The sequence below is a fragment of the Pseudomonas sp. NY15354 genome, from assembly GCF_048068075.1.
GTDB classification, from domain to species: domain Bacteria; phylum Pseudomonadota; class Gammaproteobacteria; order Pseudomonadales; family Pseudomonadaceae; genus Aquipseudomonas; species Aquipseudomonas guariconensis_C.
Map to the genome: position 1 here is coordinate 1 of NZ_JBLUPV010000048.1, position 21,818 is coordinate 21,818.

Sequence of the window (21,818 nt, forward strand, 5' to 3'; positions counted from 1 at the left end):
GCACTACAACGGCGCCCCCTTCGGCACGCTGAAAGCCGAGGTCGAGTTGCTGCCGCTGCCTCCGGTCGCAAGTCACTCGAAGTTTGAAGTAAAGCCAGACACGATCAAGGCCAATTTAAAGGAATTCTCCACCCTGAACTTCACAGCCAAGGACATCAATGACACGCCGGTGAGTGGGTTGGCCGATGTCTTGACGTTCATCATTACTGGGGCGGAAAACAAACCGTTGCTACCTGGCGATTTCGAGCTGAGTCCAATTCAGGAAACCATTGAAGGCAACTACCGCAGCACTCTGAAAACCAAGATATCGGGCGACCTGACCATCACCCCTCGTGTCGAGAGCGACACGATGGACAGCCTGAAGGCTATTGTGACTGTTATGGCGCTACCGCCTGTAGAAGCCTATTCCCTTAGTCTTAGCCATCCTCCCCAGATATTGGCGGATGGTTATGAGCACACCTACAATGCGATATTAATGCGCAACGAACTTCGTTTACCTGTACACGACTGGCGTGGTCGCGTGTCGTATGCCGTGGTCAATAAAGATGGAAGTCCAGCTAAAGATTTCCAGCTAAAACAAATTCCATCGGTTAACGCCCACGAACTTATTGTTGAACTCCGGGGTGGAACACCAGGCTCCTATTATATTGTCCCATATGCCGATGGAGTCCCTATGATGAGTCGGGCAAACCCCGTCGAGCTTCTGACTACCGAAATCCGCGGCTTCCATAGGCATAGCCATCTATTTCCTACCCACAGTAAGTTTCCGACCAATGCTTTCATAGGCGCCACCATATCCCCCACCTTGTCCAATGGCGCGAAAGTTAAAGACTATGAGTGGACCTCAACGGCTGATTGGATAACCTATATCCCGGGGAGAAACGCATTTTATTTCGCCGAAAAGCCGGTTGGCGGTTCACGCACGGTCACGATTACAGCCAAACGTAAAGACAGCCACGTATCCCACAGCTACACATTCACATTAAACAAGTGGTTTACGCCCATAAAAGGCAATTTCACATGGAACGAAGCCATGCGCGAGTGCAACGCGCGCGGGCTCACGCTCGCCTCCAAGATCGATGTAACAACAGGTGACTCTAGTCGCGGCCTGGGCACATTGCTTTCCGAATGGAAGTCACTTAATCCAGCTTTTCTCGACGTCGCATGGATAAATGAGCCAGCAGGCGCTGGAAGATATATGGCGCTACACAGCATAGATACCACAGGTGCAATAGGCGTTCTGATGCCTTACAACAGTGCCAAGAAGCTCGCAGCGCTGTGCGTTGAGTCTCTAAAATAGTCCTTTCGCCTCTATGCTTTACCCCCTCCCTCACTTTTAGGTGACATCCCCCTGACACAACCCCATGAACCGCCGCGCCGCCCTCGACGGCCCGGCGGTTCATAGGGCATCAATATCGAGAAATGCCGCGTCAGCGGCTCGGGCGCAATGCCCCTTCCTTGCCCCTCCACCCCGGCAATCTCCAGCGCCACGCCCTCGCGGGCGAACGCGCGTTCCACCAACTGCCAACTGCCGTACCCTCGAGCCGCTTTCGCGCAGCATCAGCGGATACGCTCCGAGCGCTTGCAGCGTCTGCACCTGGGCGCCATCGCCCAGCGACAGGCCGTGCAGCGTGGCACCCGGGTTAACCGGACCTGGGGAGATGAGCAAAGCCAAGTGCCGGAGCGGCATTCGGCGGCAGACCTCGCGTGAATGCCAGGGGCTGCTCTGCAGCCCCACAATCCACAAAAACACCCTTCAAGACAGGGCCTGCCACAGGCCCCACCCTTATCGTCGGCACATGCACTGGCGCACACTTGCAGCGGACAAGACTGCCGCCGTGCAAATGACCATTGCCACGCTGCATGCCTGCGCCGGGCAAGGGCTTCTTGCTACACTCGCGCCACGAGTTTCCACCTGCATAACTGGTGACAGCATGATCGAGGTAACCGAGGTTTCCATTGCCGAGCTGCGCGACGCGCTCGAGTCCGGCCGTACGACGGCGGTTGAGCTGGTCAAGGCCTACCTGGCCCGCATCGACGCCTATGACGGAGCCGACACCGCCACTGCCCTGAACGCCGTGGTGGTACGCAATCCTGAAGCACTCAAAGAGGCCGAGGCCTCCGACGCTCGCCGAGCCAAGGGCCAAACCTTGAGCCCGCTCGATGGCATCCCTTACACCGCCAAGGACAGTTACCTGGTCAAAGGCTTGACCGCCGCTTCCGGCAGCCCGGCCTTCAAGGACCTGGTAGCCCAGCGCGACGCCTTCACCATCGAACGTCTGCGCGCCGCCGGCGCCATCTGCCTGGGCAAGACCAACATGCCGCCCATGGCCAACGGGGGCATGCAACGTGGCGTCTATGGCCGCGCCGAAAGCCCGTACAACGCCGCCTACCTGACCGCCCCGTTCGCCTCCGGCTCCTCCAACGGAGCCGGTACCGCCACCGCCGCCAGCTACTCGGCCTTTGGCCTGGCCGAAGAGACCTGGTCCAGCGGACGCGGCCCTGCCTCGAACAATGGCCTGTGCGCCTACACCCCCTCGCGCGGCGTCATCTCCGTACGTGGCAACTGGCCGCTGACGCCGACCATGGATGTCGTGGTGCCCTACGCCCGCACCATGGCCGACCTGCTGGAAATCCTCGATGTCGTCGTCGCCGATGACGCCGACAAGCGTGGCGACCTGTGGCGCCTGCAGCCATGGGTACCGATCCCGGCCGCATCCTCGGTTCGCCCTGCCTCCTACCTGGACCTGGCTGTCGACGCCAGCGCCCTCAAAGGCAAGCGTTTCGGCGTACCCAAGATGTACATCAATGCCGACCCCGACGCCGGCACTTCGGAAAAGCCTGGCATCGGCGGCCCGACCGGCCAACGCATCAACACCCGCGCCAGCGTCATCGACCTGTGGAAGCAGGCGCGCCAAGCCCTGGAAGCGGCCGGTGCCGAGGTGGTCGAAGTGGACTTCCCGCTGGTCTCCAATTGCGAAGGCGACCGCCCGGGCGCACCGACCGTGTACAACCGCGGCATCGTTTCCAAGGAGTTCCTGCACGACGAGTTGTGGGAGCTGTCTGGTTGGGCGTTCGATGACTTCCTGCGCGCCAACGACGACCCGAAGCTCAACCGCCTGGCGGACGTCGACGGCCCACAGATCTTCCCCCACGACCCCGGCACCCTGCCCAACCGTGAGGACGACCTGGCGGCCGGCATGGACGCGTACGTCAACATGGCCAAGCGCGGCCTGAAGACCTGGGACCAGATCGAGACCCTGCCAGACGGTCTGCGCGGCCTGGAAAAGACCCGCAAGATGGACCTGGAAGACTGGATGGACACCCTGGGCCTGGACGCGGTGCTGTTCCCGACCGTGGCCGATGTAGGCCCGGCCGATGCCGACGTCAATCCGCAATCGGCGGACATCGCCTGGAGCAACGGCATCTGGGTCGCCAACGGCAACCTGGCCATCCGTCACCTGGGTGTGCCCACCGTGACCGTGCCCATGGGTGTGATGGCCGACATCGGCATGCCGGTCGGCCTGACCTTCGCAGGTCGCGCCTACAGTGACAATGCGCTGCTGAGCTTCGGCGCCGCATTCGAGGCCACCGGCTCGCGCCGCATGATCCCGCCGCGCACACCAGCGCTGGGCTGATCCGCAGCCCCAAGGGTCGGGTTTACCTGCAAGCACCGCGTCGGTTGCTTCGCGGGTAAACCCACAAGGATCATCGCCCACCCCGTGGGAGTGGGTTTACCCGCGAACAGACACATCCCTGCTGTACCTGCAAAAAACCCGCTTGCCCCATGATTGCGTGAGCCGGAACAATGAGGCATCCCTTTGGAGAGCCATCATGTCCCTGCACATCCAGACGCCACTCATCGAATCCCGCCCCCTCTCCCTGCTCGCCGGCCGTTCGGTCTGGCTCAAGCTCGAAGCCCTGCAACCGTGCGGCTCGTTCAAGCTGCGTGGGGTCGGTCATGCCTGCCAAACCCATCACGCTCGTGGCGCCCGCCATTTCGTCTCGTCCTCCGGCGGCAACGCCGGGCTGGCGGTGGCCTATGCCGGTCGCATGCTCGGAGTGCCGGTGACCGTGGTGGTGCCTGAGACCACCACCGAACGCGCCAAGGCCCTGCTGCGCCTGGAGGACGCCAAGGTCGTGGTGCACGGCAGTTCTTGGCAGGAAGCCAACGAACTGGCGCAGACGCTGGTCGGGCCGGACGACGCCTTCATCCATCCGTTCGACGACCCGCTGCTGTGGGCCGGCCATGCGAGCATGATCGACGAGGTGGCCGCTGCCGGCGTCAAGCCCGACGCGGTGGTGCTGTCGGTGGGTGGCGGTGGCCTGCTCAGTGGTGTGGTGCACGGGCTCGAACGCAACGGCTGGGACGACGTGCCGGTGCTGGCGGTGGAAACCGAAGGCGCGGCCTCGCTGCATGCGGCCCTGCAGGCCGGGCATACGGTGGAGCTACCGCGCATCACTTCAGTGGCCACGTCCCTGGGCGCCAAGCGGGTCGCCGAACAGGCCTTGGCCTGTGCACAAAAGCATCCGCTCGAAAGCCGCCTGGTCAGTGACCGGGCGGCGCTCGAGGCATGTGAACGTTTTCTGCTGGACCACCGCGTACTGGTCGAACCGGCTTGCGGCGCGGCGCTGGCCTTGGCCTACCAGCCGGGTGCACTGGCGGCCTATCGCAACGTGTTGGTGGTCGTGTGTGGCGGCGCGACCGCCACGCTGGAGCAGATCCAGGCGTGGCGGGCCGCCTTGCCCGACGAGGCGTGAATCAGAGGGCGCGGACGCGCCCTGCTGACCTGTCAGCGAACACTGTATTGCACGTGCAGGATGACATTACTCAAGCGTTGCAACAGCGCCTTCTGTTCGCCCTTGGCGTCGGCGAAGGTCAGCGTCAGGGTGGTGGCGTCCTGCGGGTCGCTGGGCAGCGCGATGTCCAGCCCTTCGAACGGCAACCACTCTGCCCCCCAACGTGGGTGTGGATCGCTGCCGCTGCCCCCGAACAGGCCGTTGTCCTGCATCCCATGGGAGATGGCGCATTCCTCGCAACCGGCGGGCAAGTGCCTGGCGTTCGTACGCAGGCGTGCACGCACGTTCTGGTAAGGCCCCAACAAGGCCGGCAGGCTGACCGCGATGCTGCGCACCCGTCGGGTTTTGTCCTTGAAGTCGATCGCCAGGCCGAGCTCCTTCAGCCCAACCTGAATCACCAGGTCGCTGCCCACTACTGTGAGCCCGCTCAGCGGTAGCTGCGCGACCTTGGCCTCTTTGATCGCCCCCTCGACCAGCGCCTCGATGACATCCCCCAGCGCGGCGTCGCCTTCCAGCTTGCCCGCGAACAGCTGTGCCAGCGAGACGCTGCGGGTAACCTCCATCTCGCGCTTCTGCCATTTCACCCAGGCGTCTTCCATCTGCCCCAGGGCCAACATCAGCCCTTCGCCGCACAACAGGCCGGCCCAGGCACCGTTCCAGGTCCCCGTGCGCAGATAGGTGGTGCTGTCCCCCTTTTCCCATTGCAATGCTTTTTGCGCCATCAGGCAGCGCGAGACGGTCAGGTCGTAGTAGGTGTAGAAGATGGTCGCCAGGCGAGCGCGCAACCAGCTGTACATTGCCTTGCCCGTGAACTTGCCACGCAACAGGGCCATTTGCGCCTGGGCGTGGGCGGACTGGGTTTGCAGGTGGGCGATCTGCATGTTCATCGAGGCTTCACGCGCCGACAGGGTGTCGAGCTGCGACTGGATGATCCCCATTTCCCGCTCTGCGGCTTTCTCCTGGCCCCGCCACTCTACGTAGCGGCGGCGATACTCTTCTTCCTTGCTGACCCGGTCGGAAGCGATCTGCAGAGCATCCGCGTAGAGGGTGTAGCCGATACCGACCGCCTCGCACAGTCGCCCAGGTTTATGCCCGCCGTTGGCCAGGCCGAAGATGTTGGGCAGCGCATCCAGAACCGCCCCGGCCATGAAGGCCACCTTCGCCCCTGCCGCGATGGACTGGGATGCCGTGGACAGGTTCAAGGCATGCAGCTCACGGGCATTGATGTTTTCATCTGCAAGGCCGCGGTAGTAGTCGCGCCGGATAATCACGCCCTCGAGTGTTTTTTCCAGCGTCACCCGTTCGCTCGCCAGTTCCTTGAGTGACTGTTTCTGCAGCGCCACGCTGCTGGCTGCGAGCTCGACGCCTTGGGTGTTGACCAGTTCGGCCAAGGCCTCGGCATCCTGACGCTTCAGGATATTCTGCAAGGTCCCGCCGAACTGGATGAGCTGGGCGGCCATCGCACGCGCGCCTTCAAGCAACGGAGTGAAGCGCAGCGCGGGCAGGTTTTTTATTTCCGGCAACGAACGCGCGCCACCGCCCTGCGCCGCAACGGCCGCCGCCAGCAACGCTTTCGGGGCGGCAGGGGATGTATAGAACGGCAGACTCAAGGGCTGGCCATCGAGGCTCAGGTCATGGCGCAGGTTATGCAGCCGGATGCGCAGCGTTTCCCAGTAACCGAGCATCACGCGGTTGGCTTCCGGGAGGAACCGTGTGCCAGTCGCCGAGCGCGCCTTGTGCTCGCCCTTCACACCCTGGGCCAGCAGCGACAGCGCATCCATTCGCGCATCCAACGCCTCTGCCGAGGCCGCCTGGCCCAGCAGCGGATCACCCCAGGCGCTGTCCGGCAGAGTCCAAGGCGAGTCGCCCAGCAGGTCCTGGGCGCGCTGGTACCAGACCTTCGCCTCGGCGAGGCTGTCGCGCTCGAGCTTGCGATACGCGCTGTCCCCCTGCCCAAGCGTGATGTCCAGCAGGCGCATGAACACGTTGAGCCGGTAGTGCATCGGGTCGTTCTGGGCGATCGCGTCCGGGTCCAGGGACTTGAGCGGCTGATCGTTCCACGAGGTGTCTTCCTCCAGGGGGCGCACATTCCACATCCGTGATGTGTACTGCCCCCGCACGGTATAGCCCGCCGGGTTGAAGACATACTTGAGCCATTGCTCGGCGAGGTCGAAGCGCTCTTCCTGCAGGAAGCGCTGCATCACCATCATCGGCGAGTAATAGAACAGCTCCCAGAAATACAGGGCATTGGCGCCCTGAAAGTCCATCAGCGACGTCGCGTTGTGGCCCAGCACGAGCACGCTATCGATATTGCGCTTGTCGAGCTTGGGCTCCCCGACATCGGAACTGCGGATGACCTCGTGCGTTGCATGCTGGATCACCACGCTGAGGCCTTGCTCGGCGGTATGGTGACGGCCTTGGTAGCGGGTCTCCAGGTGGTAGGCCATCTCATTGCCACGTACCGCGTCAGGTGCGAACGAGAGTTGCGCGACCACCGTTTGCGTTTCGCTGAGTTCACCCGACCACAGCAATGTGCGTTGAGCCTGGTCGGTGCACAGCCAGACCTGCACCGACTTGTCCGTACCGTGGTAGTCCTTGTCGTAGACGGGCAGGGTCAGGCGAACGCCCACACCAATACCAGGCTCGGGGATCTGCTGGGTGTCGTAGCTCAGAATCGTGTCGATACCCGAGATGGCACGCTCGGTAAGCTGGCGTGCGAACAGCGTGTTCAGGCGTGTCACCCACCCCTTGCGTGCCAGGAACTGCGCACCGCTGTCGTGCGTCTGGATCACGGCGGTCTTGAGCGTGTCGGCCTCCCGGTAGACCTGGATGCTGTAGTGGCGTACATGACCGGCACCGAACTGGAACGTGACACGGTGAAGCCCTTCTTGCTTGTTATGCCATTCGTTCAAACGGCCGATCGGTATCACGCTGGTGAACGCCACCTGTTGCGGGCCTCTGCTCAAGTCGACATCGGTGCTGGCCGTATCGTCCCAATGAGCCTGCCCATCGACACCGAACGTGGTGCGTTTGATTTCAGAGGCAGATACCCGACCGATGCTTTCGACATACAGCCTAGGCGTTACCTGATCCTCACCGAAGCCCGCTGGGTGCTCTAGCAGGTCCGTGACCTTGAGTGGCCATTTGGGCACTACAAGCTCATTGTTTTGGCGAAAGCCGATGTAACGGGAGAGTAAGTCCCCGTTCCCGACCGGGAAGCGCCCCAAGTAGGCACGCCCCAGCGGCGTGTTCACATGATCGAAAGTGCCCCGCGCCCAGGAGGAATAAGTATCGAACACTTCGCGGATATAGCGGTGTTCCCGCGGGAAGAAATCTTCGAACCGCGCAGCGCTGATACACAGATACCCAAAGCGCTGGCCATCCTCTTCGCGCACCATGAACACACCTTTGTCACTGCGGGCCAAGGCGGGTATCTGCTCGGTCTCATACCGTAGCTGGCGGTAGGCTCCGATGAGTTCCTTCACCCAGATGTTTTCCACCTCCGGTCGTTTGGCCTCCACCGTCAGCAGCGTGTCGAGCGACAAACTGTACGAGCCGTCTTCTTCGGACACATCGACGACCTTGGCCTGCTTGAGCGCGGCGTCGAATTTCGCGAAAGAGGCCGGCACCGGAGAATCACCGTCAGGCGGCATTTGCTCGCGCGCCACCGGCATTGCCTCGCCGTCGAACACCGCGCACATGCCGGTACTGCCAGGTGTGTCCAACCAGTGGCTGACATGGCTCAGCATTGAAGCGATCGAGGCCGGCCTGCTGTGTAAGTCTTCGAAGATTTCCAGGCCCGCAAAGTCGGTGATCTGCCGCCCCCTGACCGTGTCGTGATCATAGATACCCACCAGCAACGTGTTACGCCCCGGCCGGGCCGACAGGAACAGCGAAAGGGGGGCCTTGGCTTGCCCCTTGCCCTCCAGTCTCTGGATGTCGTCGGCGGGCAGCGGGTAGTCCAGCGGCGCGCTCCAGCTCCCGTCATAGCGCAGCCAGGACAGCTTGTACGACCAACGCCACTCGTACTGTGTAGGCTTTCCCTGCGCATCGCGGGCGATGACGTGCTCCTGACGCTCCACCCACATCAGGTACAAGCGCTCCCGGTAAACCACAGGCCTGATCATCCGCCCCTGCACCTGCGCGGCCAGGTCGATCTTGGTCCACCCCGTCCAGGCATTGGCCGGCAGTTGACCGTCAGGGCCACGCTTGGCTTCGTCCACCGAGCGCCACCAGTATTCGCGAGGTTCGCCCCGGCTCACGCCGATGAGCCAGGACTTGCCTCGGTCAGCATCGCGGCTGTCGTGATAGCCACTGACCACCTCCAGATTGGCCACTTCCTCGAAGGCGCTGAGGTAGCCCTGGAACGCATCACCTACCGTGTCGGTGTTGATCTGCGCCTGCCCCAGCACTTGGAGCATCTCGTCCATCGCCTTGGTCTGGCCCTGACGCGTGGTCGGGTCAATGTAGTTTTCCGGGTAGTACATCAGCATCTGGCCCGCGGACCAGGTCGCGTAGCGCGCATTCCAACGGGTCCACTGGCGGAAGAACTCCCGGTCCAGCACACCCTGGCGCAAAGCGTTCTTGTCTTCGGGGCGGGACAGCGTGCGATGAATGAACATCTGCAAGGCTGCCGTGGCTTCGGCGATGCGCGTGGTCGTCACGTGCGCGCTGTTGAGGCTGTCGAGCAGCAGGTGCTGGTTGAGCACTTCCAGATTCGGGTTCTGGCCTACGGTGAGCACGCCTGCCAGCGCTCGGCTCAAGGGCGCCTCGACCGCCGCCTGCGCCTCTTTGGCCTGCGAGGATGTCAGGCCCGCCTGAAAGGCGTCCGCCACAGCGCCCCACTGCGCCCAGGTGGCCGGGGTGTCTTGGGTTGCATTTAGCTTGAGCATCGATTCGAGGGTATTGGGCATTACCCCGAACGCCGCAGCTAGGGTGACCCACTGGCGCACCACCACGATCGCCTGCCAATTGGTCAGGTGTGGAGCCTGCGCAACATCGCCGTCGCCCATGGCCAGGGTCGCCGCTTGCAGCACTGCCGCTTCCGGCAATCCGGCTACCCGCGCCAAGAGCGCGGGGCTGATGCCCTGGGGATCGCCCAGTGCCCCCAGCACTGCTCCACCCGCACCTGCCGGGTCCGGCAGTGCTTTGAGCCAGTCGCTGAAATCGGCCAGCGCCATTACCGTTTCCAGGTTGCATGCCAGGGTGGTGGCGCCCTCCTCACCCTGTACGGCCGCGTTCGTCAGCGTTTGCGGGCGCTCGACCAACAGCGCCAGGGCATCGGCGCTCAGTCCGGTGCCGTGCACGACCAACGCCATTTGCACCAGGCCGTAGGCGAACGCCACAACTGCCCGCATCCCGGCGTCGTCGGGGGCATCCTGTTCGAGGATGCGCCACGCCTGCTCCCAGGTCAGCCCACCGGGTTGCGCGCGCGTCGACCACGTCAGCAAGGCCTGTGCGGCAGTTTCGCCACTGAGACTGAAGGCCGACGCCAGCAGGGGGGTGATTGCACGGCCATAGTCCTGTGCTGTCGGTGCCTCGGGAAGCGACGCATTGACGATCACGGCCTTCATGTCATTCAGCAGATTGGTGATTTCGGTGCTGGCCGGAATGTGCGTCACATCGCGGGTCATCAGCTTAAGGTCCGCCACCGACCAGCCTCGGGCCCGCAACCAGCGGACCGTCGCATGCAGCCGCTCGAGCAAGGCCTGCCACACCGTAGCGTCTTCAGTGTGCAGGGCACTCGGCAAACCCATCATATCCAGCAGCTGTCGCAGCTCGGCCGGAGCGAGGCCATGCAGTCGCGCCCACAGGCTCAAGGTGTAAAGCCCGAAGAGGTATCGGGCCTCTGTCGTGAGCTTCAGCGCCTGACCTTGCGACGCCGCCAGTATCTGGCCCAGTTCGTACAAGCCTTCGTCATCGGTGCCACAGGCACGCTTGAGGGTGTCCTTGATCTGGGCCTGCTCGGCCGAATGCTGGGGATGCAACTGGAATGCAGTGTTTCCTACCGCCAGTCCACCCTCGACCAGCGGCGGATCATTGAACAAGCGGTTGAAGTGGCTCATCCGACCAGTCGCCGCGGTCTGGGATACCGGCCCCTTGTCCAGGACCAGGGCTTGCTCATGGGAAATGCCGTACCGCTTCATCAACAGGCTGGTGCGCAGCAGCACTGTCAGCGTCTGGTGGGTGATCTGCTGCGGGTCGACCCGCTGGATGATGTCTTCGAGTACCTGCGGCTCTATGCCGGTGGCCTTATAGAGCCGCACCCGCTTGTTCAGGTTGAGCGCGAAGTGACTGGCCCGGGTGGCGTCATCCACCGGCTCGTCCTCGGCGCCGAGCTCTGCCACAGCCACTGCGCCGCCAAACGCGGGATCGTCCACCTTGCCGATGAACGCTTGCAGCTCGGCGTCCGTGAGGGCGAACCAGTTGCGCAGCCGAATGGGTTGCAACAGGGTCTGGGGTGTATGTCCCGGAAAATAGTAAGTGAATCTTTCGTTGGCGTTTTCCAGGGTCACCGGGTCGGTCAGCAATGCCTGCAACGCAGGCGGGATGTCGTAGTAGATCGCTGCCATCGCAGCGCTCGGCCAGCGCTCGATGACATGGGAGGCGGCCAGGATCTGCTCGAAGTCCGGGTCTTTCTGGATCTGGACCTGGCGCAGGGTCTGATGGTGATGATGGTAGGGCGTGCCGATGCTGTTCACATGGCTCGCCAGCGCTTGCAGTACCTGATCGTCACTCACTGCATCAACGTTCTTCTGGGCAAGGACCGCACGGACCCTCTGCGTGAGAATGGCGTTGGACAGGCGCAGCGCGCCCACTGGTGTATCCAGGTTCGCCTGGCTCAGCACCAGCCGTTTCAGGTCAGGGCGGCGGCTGTCGATGTGCCAGGGATTACCCTCGGGGTAAAGCACCGTCGCCTCGCGGTACAACGCGGCCAGGTAGGCGGCCGGCGAAAACATCGAAGCGACGTCTCCTGGTGCCGCATATTGTGTGGCCCGACCACCGAACCAGGCCTCATAGTCCTGTTGCGAAACGTCCGACGGGGCGAGGCCCGCCTTCAAGGCGTTCGGCAACAGCGGCGAAGCGCGTGTGAGGATTTTCTTCTCGAGAATCAGCGACTCATCGTGTGCATCGCAGGCCGCCGCATGGAGGGCTTCTATCTGCTCGGGCGATACGTCATCGTGCAGACACGCGCGCAACTCGTCGCACGAAAGATGCCCCATGCAGGCGAGCGATGAGAATCCTGCTTTGTTGAGTACAGCCATATGAGTTTCAAACTGGTTTTGCATCAGATTTCACAACCCGTTTCACAGGGCAGGCCTTTACGCCTGACGAGGTAATAAAAGGGCAACGAATGCCCCGCGGCTCAGTCTTCAGATCGTTGGTTTTTCGTATTTCAGGGGGCCGCGGCCGGGCTGGCAGCGAGGCCCTGCGGCGACGCGGTCGGCGTTGTAAGCCTTTCCTGATTTCGATCCTAACGACTGGGTCTGAGGCGCTGAACTGACAGTCTTGCGGGTTTACCAATGCCTGAAACGGTGGCGGGGGCGAGCGACCAGAACGTTGTATGCAACAGCTGCCCGAGGGTGCGAACAGACCGTCACAATCCTGTGTTCAACTACGCGAAAACGCCCGGGGAAACGCTGCCGGAACAGCCCTGATGGCAGGTTGACAGCGAATGCGTGCATAACTCGGACGAAATGCGCCTTCCACCCTTTCGATTAGTGGCAAGTGAAGGCACAATGCGTGTCCTTTTTTTGGCCGGCCTGGCCGGGGGCCTTTAAATGATCAAGACGCCGTACTACCTCATCGACAAACAAAAGCTGCTGGGCAACATGGAAAAGATTGCCTACGTGCGCGAGCACTCCGGGGCCAAGGCCCTGCTGGCACTCAAGTGCTTCGCCACCTGGTCGGTGTTCGACCTGATGCAGCAGTACATGGATGGCACCACTTCTTCGTCGCTCTTCGAGCTCAAGCTCGGTCGCCAGAAGTTCGCCGGCGAAACCCACGCCTACAGCGTGGCCTGGGCCGACGACGAGATCGAGGAGATGCTCGAGAACTGCGACAAGATCATCTTCAACTCCATCGGCCAGCTGCAGCGCTTCGCCGAGCAGTCCCAGGGCAAGGTGCGCGGTCTGCGCGTCAACCCGCAGGTGAGCAGCTCCGACTACCTGCTGGCCGACCCGGCACGTCCGTTCAGCCGCCTGGGCGAGTGGGACCCTGAGAAGATCGAGCAGGTGATCGAACAGATCTCCGGCTTCATGTTCCACAACAACTGCGAGAACGGCGACTTCGGCCTGTTCGACAAGATGCTCTCGCACATCGAGGAGCGCTTCGGCCATCTGCTGCACCAGGTCGAATGGGTCAGCCTCGGCGGCGGTATCCACTTCACCGGCGAAGACTATGCCCTGGACGCGTTCTGCGCGCGCCTGAAGGCCTTCTCCGAGAAATACGGCGTGCAGGTCTACCTGGAGCCGGGCGAAGCGGCCATCACCCAGAGCGCCTCGCTGGAAGTCACCGTCCTCGACACCCTGTACAACGGCAAACACCTCGCCGTGGTCGACAGCTCCATCGAAGCGCACATGCTCGACCTCTTGATCTATCGCCTGAACGCCAAGATGGCCCCCAACGACGGCCAGCACACCTACATGGTCTGCGGCAAGTCGTGCCTGGCCGGCGATATCTTCGGCGAGTATCAGTTCGACAAGCCGCTGGCGATCGGTGACCGCCTGTCGTTCGTCGACGCCGCGGGTTACACCATGGTCAAGAAAAACTGGTTCAACGGTCTGAAAATGCCGGCCATCGTGGTCAAGCAGCTCGACGGCAGCGTCGAGGTGGTTCGCGAGTTCGGTTTCGAAGACTACGTTTCCAGCCTGTCCTGAGGCAGGCCCTTTCAGTAAGGAGCAAAAGGTAAATTGAAGAAGAACGTTCTTATCATTGGTGCAGGAGGTGTCGCCAAGGTGGTGGCCCACAAGTGCGCACAGCATAACGACGAGCTCGGTCGTATTGCGATTGCGTCACGGAACATCTCCAAATGCCAGGCCATCATCGACAGCGTCAAGGCCAAGGGTAGCCTCAAGGTACCCGCCGACATCCAGGCCTTCTCGCTCAATGCCCTCGATGTCGAGGCGACCAAGGCGCTGATCCGCGAAACCGAATCCCAGATCGTGATCAACGTGGGTTCCGCCTTCCTCAACATGTCGGTGCTGCGTGCCTGCATCGATACCGGCGCTGCCTACCTGGACACCGCGATCCACGAAGAGCCGGGCAAGATCTGCGAAACGCCGCCTTGGTACGGCAACTACGAGTGGAAACACCTCGAAGAGTGCCAGGCAAAGAACATCACCGCCATTCTCGGCGTCGGTTTCGACCCGGGTGTGGTGAACAGCTACGCCAAACTCGCGCAGCAACAGTATTTCGACCGCATTGACTCGATCGACATCCTCGACGTCAATGCCGGTTCCCATGGCAAGTACTTCGCCACCAACTTCGACCCGGAAATCAACTTCCGCGAATTCACAGGTCAAGTCTGGAGCTGGCAGAACAGCCAATGGACCAGCAACACCATGTTCGAGGTCAAGCGCACCGACGACCTGCCGGTCGTGGGCTCGCAGAACCTGTACCTGACCGGCCATGATGAAGTCCACTCGCTGTCGAAGAACCTCGACGTGCCGAACATCCGCTTCTGGATGAGCTTCGGCGAGCACTACATCAATGTGTTCACCGTCCTGAAGAACCTGGGCCTGCTCTCCGAGCAGCCGGTCAAGACCGCCGAAGGCCTGGTAGTGGTCCCCCTCAAAGTGGTCAAGGCCGTGCTGCCTGACCCGTCCTCGCTGGCCCCAGGCTACACCGGCAAGACCTGCATCGGTGATCTGGTCAAGGGCACCAAGGACGGCCAGCCACGCGAAGTGTTCATCTACAACGTGGCCGACCACGAAGAGGCCTTCGCCGAGACCGACAGCCAGGGCATTTCCTACACCGCTGGCGTGCCGCCAGTGGCCGCGGCCCTGCTGGTCGCCCGTGGTGAGTGGGATGCCAAGCGCATGGTCAACGTCGAGGAACTGCCGGCCGAGCCGTTCCTCAAGGCGCTGGACGTGATGGGCCTGCCGACCCGCGTGAAAGACGAAAAAGGCGATCGTCCTTGGGACGCTGAAGCCTAAGCAACACACAGAAGGGGCGCCAGATGGCGCCCCTTCTGCTTTCACAGGTGAACCCGTTCCCGATCAGCGCAGGCATGAACTCAGCACAGTACCGGCGACGAGGCCGGCACGAACTACACCTTACTTGCGCGCCTCCAGAATCAGGTTGAACGGCGTCTGTGTCGCCCGCCGGAACCGCGTGAACCCTGCCTCTTCGAACACTGCACGCAGCCGCGCCTCACCGGCCTGCGCGCCCAGCCCCAGCCCGACTTCCTGAGACAGCGAGTTGGGTGTGCAGATGAACGTCGACGCCGCATAGAACAGCCGTCCCACCGGGTTCAGGTTGCCCTCAAGCGAGTCTTCGGCATAAGGCTCGACCAGCATCACGGTGCCGTCGTCCTTGAGTGCGCGATAGGCGTGTTTGGCCGCCCCCACCGGGTCGCCCATGTCGTGCAGGCAATCGAAGAAGCACACCAGATCATGGTCGTGCCCTGGATAGTCCTTGGCCGAGGCCTGGGCAAAGCTGACCTGCCCGGCCACGCCAGCCTCTTCGGCACGCGCATTGGCGGTGGTGATCGATGGCCCGTGGTAGTCGTAGCCGATGAAGCGCGAAGCGGGAAAAGCCTGGGCCATGACGATGGTCGAGGCGCCATGGCCACACCCCACGTCGGCCACCTTGGCACCGGCCTGCAGCTTGGCCGTCACCCCCTCCAGCGCCGGCAGCCAATCGGCCACCAGGAAAGTACGGTAGCCGGGCCTGAAGAAACGCTCAGTGCCGCTGAACATGCACGGATGGTGATCCCCCCACGGCAGGCCACCATCGCCACGCATGGCTGCGACCAGCTTGTCCTTGTCGTGGAACAACGCCGCCACCACCGCCGCGCCGCCAGCCATGTAGGCAGGCGACTCCTCGATGGCCAGGGCCATGGCCTGCTCCTCGGGGAGGCTGAACGCGCCGTTCTGGTGGGTCATGTAGCCCGCCGCTACCTGGGCGCTGAGCCATTCGCGCAGTAGCCGCGGGTGGCAGCCGGTGCGTTGCGCCAGTACCTCAGGGGTCACCGGTTGGCTGTCGGCCATGGCGCGGTACAAGCCCAGCTCATCACCCAGGATCACATTGGCCAAGGTCGCCGCCGCGCCCATGTCGCCCACCAGCTTGCCCATGAACTCATGAAGCCTTGCCTCGTCCATGACCTGCCCTCCTCTGCAAGAAGGCCACCGTCGGCGACGTCCGGGCCGGGAGGCGGTGGTCGGATGGATGATTGCCGGGCCTGCGCGAAACAGGCCCGGGCTTTAAGTCTAGACGAGCATGACCGGTGGCATTGCCGCTACCGACGGCGCAGCCCTACCGCTCGGCGCTGTCCAGTTTCTCCACCAACGCCTTGGCCAGCGCCTTGTCGGAGAACGGGTTCTGGCCGGTGATCAGCTCACGGTCGATGACCACATGGGGCGCCCAGGCGGTGGCATAGCTCATGCTGCCACCTGCGGCGGCCATGGCCTTGGCCGGGTAGAACTGCAGGCGTTGATCCTTCAGCGAGCCTTCGAACACCTGTTCCTCGGGGTCCGAGAAGATGGTCATGCGATAGCCCTCGTATACCCAGTCACTGGCCGCCGGCGTCTCGCCACGGGCCAGGGCGGCACGGTAGCCGACAGGGTCTTTCTGGGCCGACAGCAAGGTGATCGGGCCATGGCAGATCGCGGCGGTCGGTTTGCCCGCCTGATGGAAGTGGCGCAGCAATGCCCCGACGTCAGGGTTGTTGGCCAGATCGATCAGCGGGGCATGACCACCGGGGATGAACAGGCCCGCGTAACGGTCCAGGTCGCCGGCCAACACTTCTTTTACCGACAAGGTGTCATCAATGCCCGGCAGGCCCTGTACGACCTTTTGAATGCGCTGCATCTCTGCCACGTCGCCACCGAAGTACTGGGGATCGACCGACCGCTCGTCGACGCGGGGCGCATTGCCCTTGGGCGTCACCAGCACCAGCGTGTAGCCGGCCTTGAGCAGTTGATCGGCCGGTACGCCGAACTCGTTGAGATAATAACCCGTTGGGTACGGCTTGCCGCTCTTGAGCGGCAATTGATGCTCGCTCGACAGCAGCACCAGCACCTCGCCTTTGGAGGCGGCGTTCGCCTGGCCGGCCAGCAATGCGCCGGCCACCATCAGTGACAGGGTGGAAATCTTGCTCATGGTCAGGCTCCGGTTCAGGCGATGGGGGCAATGTCGAGTGGATGGGCAACGCGGACCTGGGTCGGCGCGGCCAACCAGTCGGCGATGGTGGCGCGATAGGCCTGATAGTGGGCGCTGTTGCGGTGCGCCTCGATGGCTGGCGCATCGACATACAGTTCGAACAGGTCGAACGCCAGCTCGTCACCGTCACGCAGGAAGAGGTCATAGCGCAGGTTGCCGGGCTCGGCACGAGAGCGCTCCACCATGACCCGCAAGGCCTGCTCCACTGCATCGCGGTGTTCGGGACGGGGGAAAATAGTGGCGAAGATACTGATAGACATCACAAGACTCCAAGGTCGATAGCGGTCAGTGAGGCCATGCTACTCACTGCGCTATGATTCGATAATTCTAAAGAGCTTATTTCAGCGATCGAAAATATGAATATCACCAACAAGGACCTGAACCTGCTGCTGGTCTTCCAGATGCTCTATCAGGAACGCAACGCGTCCCTGGCCGCCGAGCGCATGGCGCTCAGCCAGCCGGCGTTGAGCCACAAGCTGAACAAGCTGCGCCACCAGTTCGGCGATCCGCTGTTCGTCCGTGCGCCTCGCGGCCTCACGCCAACGCCTCGCGCCCATGAGCTCGCGCCTCAGGTGCAGCATCTGGTGGAGCAACTGGAGCTGTTCTACGAACGCTGCGACGGCGCGGACGTGTTCACCCGCCCTGCCCGCCTGCACCTGTACAGCACCGACTACCTGGAGCAGACGCTACTGCCGCGGTTGCTGCCGATCCTGCGTAGCCAGGCACCGAACCTTGTGCTGGTCACCCACAACACCCGTGGCCAGCTGCCGCGCGAAGCGCTGGAGAGAGGCACCTGCGACCTGGCCATCGCCGGTTTTTTCACTGACCTGCCGGACACCTTCCACCAGCAGCGGCTGCTCAGCGAGGACTTCGTGGTGCTGGCGGCGCGAAGCAATCCGCACCTGGCTGGCGGCCTGGACCTGGAGGCGTTTCTGGCCTGCGAGCACGTGCTCACCACGCTCACGGGCGACCTCGACGGCCTGGTGGACCGAGCGCTGCGCGCGCAAGGTCACAGCCGACGCGTGGTCGCGGGATTGTCCAGCTTCCTCGCCCCGGCCCGCCTGGTCAGCGGTACAGACCTGCTGCTCACCTGCCTGCGCTCGCTTGCCGAGGACGCGGCGGCACGGGACCCGGCGCTTGGCGTATACCCCTTGCCTCTGGCGCTGCCCAACGTCGAGTTGATGCAGATCTGGCATGAGCGCACCCACGCCGACCCGTTGCGCCGGTGGTTTCGTCAGCAAGTCTGGGAAGTGGCGAATCACGTGCTATAGAGGCATCCCGTCGCGCGATGGGGCGCATAGCGCCCCGTTTCGCCGTGCCTGGCGGCCGCTCGAACACATTTCAAGGTGCCGCGATCTCGGTTTCGCCACTGTTGCTCGACGGCGGTACCAGTTCCAACAGCTCATTGGTGTAGGCCCACTCCTGAGCAAGCTGGTCCGGATGATCATTCAGATGGATCCCGTATGACGGAATGATCTGCCGGAACTTCTCCTGCCATGGCGAAGAGGCCGCCTTGTCCTTGAACACCTTGTGCAGCAGGTCGAGCATGATCGGCGGCGCGGTCGAGGCTCCCGGCGAGGCGCCCAGCAAACCGGCGATGCTACCGTCCTTGGCCATCACCACTTCGGTGCCGAGCTTGAGGACCCCACCCAGCTCCGGATCCTTCTTGATGATCTGCACCCGTTGCCCGGCCTGCCACAGGCGCCAGTCCTCTTTCTTGGCATGGGGGAAGTAGGTCTGCAACGCTTCGAAGCGGTCATCGTCGGACTGCATCAGTTGCCCGATCAGGTACTGCACCAGGTCGAACTCACGTACCCCGACGCGCACCATGGGCCAGGTGTTGTGCAAGGACATGCTGGCGAACAGGTCCAGCAACGAGCCCTCTTTGAGAAAACGCGTGGAGAAGGTGGCGAACGGGCCGAACAGGATCATGCGCTTGCCATCGAGCACGCGGGTGTCCAGGTGCGGGACTGACATGGGCGGCGCGCCGGTTGCCGCGATGCCATAGGCTTTGGCCATGTGTCGCTGGGCGATGGCGGGATTGTCGGTCACCAGGAACGAGCCGCCCACCGGGAAGCCCGCATAATCCTTGGCTTCAGGGATGCCCGACTTCTGCAGCAGCGGCAATGCCGCGCCGCCTGCGCCGATGAACAGGAACTTGGCGTCGGTCGCGGCCGTGGTGCCGTCCTTGAGGTTTTTGTATTCGACGTGCCAAGAGCCGTCATCATTGCGGGTGATGTCCTGCACTTCGCTCGAAAGCTTCAGGTCGAAGTTCGGCCGGCCTTGCAGATAACCCACATACTGCCGGGTGATCTCACCAAAGTTCACATCGGTGCCAATGGGCGTCCAGGTCACCGCGAGCTTCTGCGCGGGGTCGCGCCCCTCCATCATCAGCGGCACCCACTGCTTGATCTGCTCCGGGTCCTCCGAGTACTGCATGGGTTTGAACAGCGGGCTGGCCTGCAGCGCGTCATAGCGTTTCTTCAGAAAACGAATGTTGTCGTCGCCCCACACGAAGCTCATGTGCGGGGTGGTGTTGATGAACGAGTGAGGGTTCTTGAGCACGCCTTGTTTGACCTGCCAAGCGAGGAACTGTCGCGTGATCTGGAACGACTCGTTGATCTCGATGGCCTTGGTGATGTCGATCTTGCCGTTCTTCTCCGGCGTGTAGTTCAGCTCGGCCAGGGCCGAGTGCCCGGTGCCTGCGTTGTTCCAGCCGTTGGAGCTTTCTTCGGCGACCTTGTCCAGGCGCTCGACCATTTCCATCGACCAGCCCGGTTCCAGCTCATTCAGCCAGACAGCCAGGGTCAAACTCATGATGCCACCGCCGACCAGCAACACATCGACCCGCTTGGTCTCGGCGGCCTGGGCATTGAGCATGCCGCACGTGAGGCCCACCAAGGCCCATCCCAACGTCTTCGTGGTGTTCATGTTCCCTCCTGCGAGACGTGATGCCTCGTTCTGTACTCCCTGTTCAGCCCTTGAGCGCGGCCTCGATCCTGGCGACGTCGATCTTGCCCATCTGCATCATCGCCTCGAACGCCCGCTTGGCGGCCGCCCGGTCGGGGTTGTCCATGGCCTCGAGCAGCACTTGCGGTGAGATCTGCCACGAAATGCCCCACTTGTCCTTGCACCAGCCGCAGACGCTTTCCTGCCCGCCGTTGTCGACGATGGCCTGCCACAACCGATCGGTCTCGGCCTGATCCTCCGTGCAGATCTGGAACGAAAACGCCTCGCTGTGGGTGAACGCCTTGCCGCCGTTCAGGCCTACGCAGGGCACACCGGCGACGGTGAACTCCACGGTGATGACATCACCGGCCTTGCCCGACGGGTAGTCACCCGGTGCGTGGTGCACCGCCCCCACTGCACTGTCGGGAAAGGTCTTGGCGTAAAAGGTCGCCGCCTCCAGGGCGTCGTCGTCGAACCAGAGGCAGATAGTGTTTTTGCTGGGCATTGTGGCCTCCACGATCACGTCGCAAAGCCTAGAGTCTAGACCCTGACCGGTGATGGCGTTGGCCAGCGCTTCGGTCATCCAGGTGCAGGCGGGACTCACGGAGCATGGCGGGGAGAATTGAAACAGCAGTTGTCATACCCTGGACCTGCCCGATACCGCTGCATGATCATCCCCGGCGTACAGCGGCAGGCGCAACGCAACCCACGGTAGCCGCGCTTGTCGAAGCATCTTCCGAACGAGACGTACCACAGACCATGCATTTCGATCTGATTGAGAGTTTGAACCTGGCCGGCAAGGCCGATGTCCCCAACGACGACCGTATAGGCTGTGCCAGCCGCCACGCCTGGGTCATCGATGGCGCGACCGATCTGGGCGCGCCGGGCCTGCTGGGTGCCCAGGGGGGAGCAGCCTGGCTGGCAGCCGCGGCCCAGGCCGCCTTCGTCACCGCAAATGGGCCTTTGCAAGCGATCTGCGAACAGGTGTTCGACGCCCTGGCCGCTGCCTACGAGCGCGACCGCCAACGTGAACCGATCGCCAGCTGGGAGCTGCCCCGCGCAGCGTTCGCAGCGGTGGCCCTGGAAGGTGAAGAGGTGGTCTGCGCCCACCTGGCCGACTGCGTCGTACTCCATCGCAGCGCGCAGGGCATTGCCTTCCTCACACCCGAGCCGGACCGCGAAGCCGAGCGCGCCGAAGCCGTCGCCCTGGGCCCAGGCACCGGCGCTCACGGCGTGCGCACGCCCGCCGTGCAGGCAGACCGGCGCATTGCCCGTGAGCGCCCCAAGGCCGTGCTCAGCGTCGACGCCCAGATGGCCCGGGCCGGTACGGTCTACACCCGCACACCGGTAAGCCGCGGCGATGACCTGGTGCTGATGAGCGATGGTTTCGCGGCCCTGTTCGATACCTACCAGGCCTGCACTGCCGATACCTTCATGACCCAGTTGTGCGAGCGAGGCCTGGCGGCGCTCGCCCTGCAACTGCGGCAGATCGAGCAGGACGACGCTGCCTGCCTGCGGTACCCACGGTTCAAGATGAGCGACGATGCCTCGGCGATCTGGCTGAGGGTAGGCTGAAAAAAAGGTTCTTCACGGATTGCCGGGAAAGTCATTCTTGATCTTCATGAAGAAGAATTCGCTGTCCCGGTAGCCGTAAGCCATCCGTTTGATGACCTTGATCCGATTGT

14 protein-coding genes and 1 pseudogene are annotated in these 21,818 nt (G+C 62.8%); 8 read left to right on the forward strand and 7 right to left on the reverse strand.

Features of this window, described 5'->3' with window-relative positions; all coding sequences use genetic code 11:
• The 4 genes and pseudogenes from ACNFCH_RS25060 to ACNFCH_RS25075 form a co-directional block, all read left to right on the forward strand.
• Positions 1-1,300 (forward strand): hypothetical protein (locus tag ACNFCH_RS25060; RefSeq protein WP_337160320.1); only part of this gene is annotated, 1,300 nt, incomplete at its 5' end.
• 306 nt (positions 1,301-1,606) lie between these two features.
• Positions 1,607-1,711 (forward strand): annotated as a pseudogene (locus ACNFCH_RS25065) (glutathione-dependent disulfide-bond oxidoreductase); the annotation flags it as partial.
• A 223-nt stretch (positions 1,712-1,934) separates the two neighbouring features.
• Positions 1,935-3,638 carry an amidase gene (locus ACNFCH_RS25070; RefSeq protein ID WP_337160319.1) on the forward strand — a complete coding sequence of 568 codons (1,704 nt, stop codon included), beginning with the start codon at positions 1,935-1,937 and terminating at the stop codon, positions 3,636-3,638.
• Between the two features lie 196 nt (positions 3,639-3,834).
• A complete protein-coding gene (locus ACNFCH_RS25075; protein WP_337160318.1) occupies positions 3,835-4,761 on the forward strand; it encodes a pyridoxal-phosphate dependent enzyme in 927 nt (308 codons plus the stop codon).
• Between the two features lie 32 nt (positions 4,762-4,793).
• On the opposite strand, the gene ACNFCH_RS25080 is transcribed toward ACNFCH_RS25075, so the two are convergent.
• Positions 4,794-12,023, reverse strand: coding sequence for a neuraminidase-like domain-containing protein (locus tag ACNFCH_RS25080; protein ID WP_416744361.1), 7,230 nt, complete (start codon positions 12,021-12,023; stop codon positions 4,794-4,796).
• Positions 12,024-12,581: 558 nt separating this feature from the next.
• Between ACNFCH_RS25080 and nspC the strand changes: the two genes are divergently transcribed.
• Both nspC and ACNFCH_RS25090 read left to right on the forward strand, forming a co-directional pair.
• Complete coding sequence (gene nspC / locus ACNFCH_RS25085; protein ID WP_196162069.1) at positions 12,582-13,679, forward strand: carboxynorspermidine decarboxylase; 1,098 nt, start codon at positions 12,582-12,584, stop codon at positions 13,677-13,679.
• Positions 13,680-13,712: 33 nt separating this feature from the next.
• A complete protein-coding gene (locus ACNFCH_RS25090; RefSeq protein WP_337160316.1) occupies positions 13,713-14,957 on the forward strand; it encodes a saccharopine dehydrogenase family protein in 1,245 nt (414 codons plus the stop codon).
• A 120-nt stretch (positions 14,958-15,077) separates the two neighbouring features.
• Here the strand turns inward: ACNFCH_RS25090 and ACNFCH_RS25095 are convergent, their stop codons facing one another.
• The 3 genes from ACNFCH_RS25095 to ACNFCH_RS25105 form a co-directional block, all read right to left on the reverse strand.
• The gene (locus ACNFCH_RS25095) at positions 15,078-16,124 is read right to left on the reverse strand and encodes a class I SAM-dependent methyltransferase (protein WP_337160315.1); all 1,047 of its coding nucleotides are present in this window, start codon (positions 16,122-16,124) and stop codon (positions 15,078-15,080) included.
• Positions 16,125-16,278: 154 nt separating this feature from the next.
• Complete coding sequence (locus ACNFCH_RS25100) at positions 16,279-17,124, reverse strand: type 1 glutamine amidotransferase domain-containing protein (protein WP_337160314.1); 846 nt, start codon at positions 17,122-17,124, stop codon at positions 16,279-16,281.
• Positions 17,125-17,138: 14 nt separating this feature from the next.
• Positions 17,139-17,444, reverse strand: coding sequence for a putative quinol monooxygenase (locus tag ACNFCH_RS25105; protein WP_337160313.1), 306 nt, complete (start codon positions 17,442-17,444; stop codon positions 17,139-17,141).
• Positions 17,445-17,540: 96 nt separating this feature from the next.
• On the opposite strand from ACNFCH_RS25105, the gene ACNFCH_RS25110 reads away from it, so the two are divergent.
• Positions 17,541-18,455, forward strand: coding sequence for a LysR family transcriptional regulator (locus tag ACNFCH_RS25110; RefSeq protein WP_416744364.1), 915 nt, complete (start codon positions 17,541-17,543; stop codon positions 18,453-18,455).
• A gap of 70 nt (positions 18,456-18,525) precedes the next feature.
• On the opposite strand, the gene mqo is transcribed toward ACNFCH_RS25110, so the two are convergent.
• Both mqo and ACNFCH_RS25120 read right to left on the reverse strand, forming a co-directional pair.
• Positions 18,526-20,115 (reverse strand): malate dehydrogenase (quinone), encoded by a 1,590-nt coding sequence (gene mqo / locus ACNFCH_RS25115; RefSeq protein WP_416744366.1) that lies wholly within the window; start codon positions 20,113-20,115, stop codon positions 18,526-18,528.
• A gap of 43 nt (positions 20,116-20,158) precedes the next feature.
• Positions 20,159-20,638: a VOC family protein gene (locus tag ACNFCH_RS25120; protein ID WP_337160310.1), complete on the reverse strand. Its 480-nt coding sequence runs from the start codon at positions 20,636-20,638 to the stop codon at positions 20,159-20,161.
• Between the two features lie 254 nt (positions 20,639-20,892).
• Between ACNFCH_RS25120 and ACNFCH_RS25125 the strand changes: the two genes are divergently transcribed.
• Positions 20,893-21,708 carry a protein phosphatase 2C domain-containing protein gene (locus tag ACNFCH_RS25125; RefSeq protein ID WP_337160309.1) on the forward strand — a complete coding sequence of 272 codons (816 nt, stop codon included), beginning with the start codon at positions 20,893-20,895 and terminating at the stop codon, positions 21,706-21,708.
• Between the two features lie 12 nt (positions 21,709-21,720).
• Here the strand turns inward: ACNFCH_RS25125 and ACNFCH_RS25130 are convergent.
• Positions 21,721-21,818, reverse strand: a 98-nt coding sequence (locus ACNFCH_RS25130; protein WP_416742713.1) for a transposase, incomplete at its 5' end; no start/stop codon positions are given.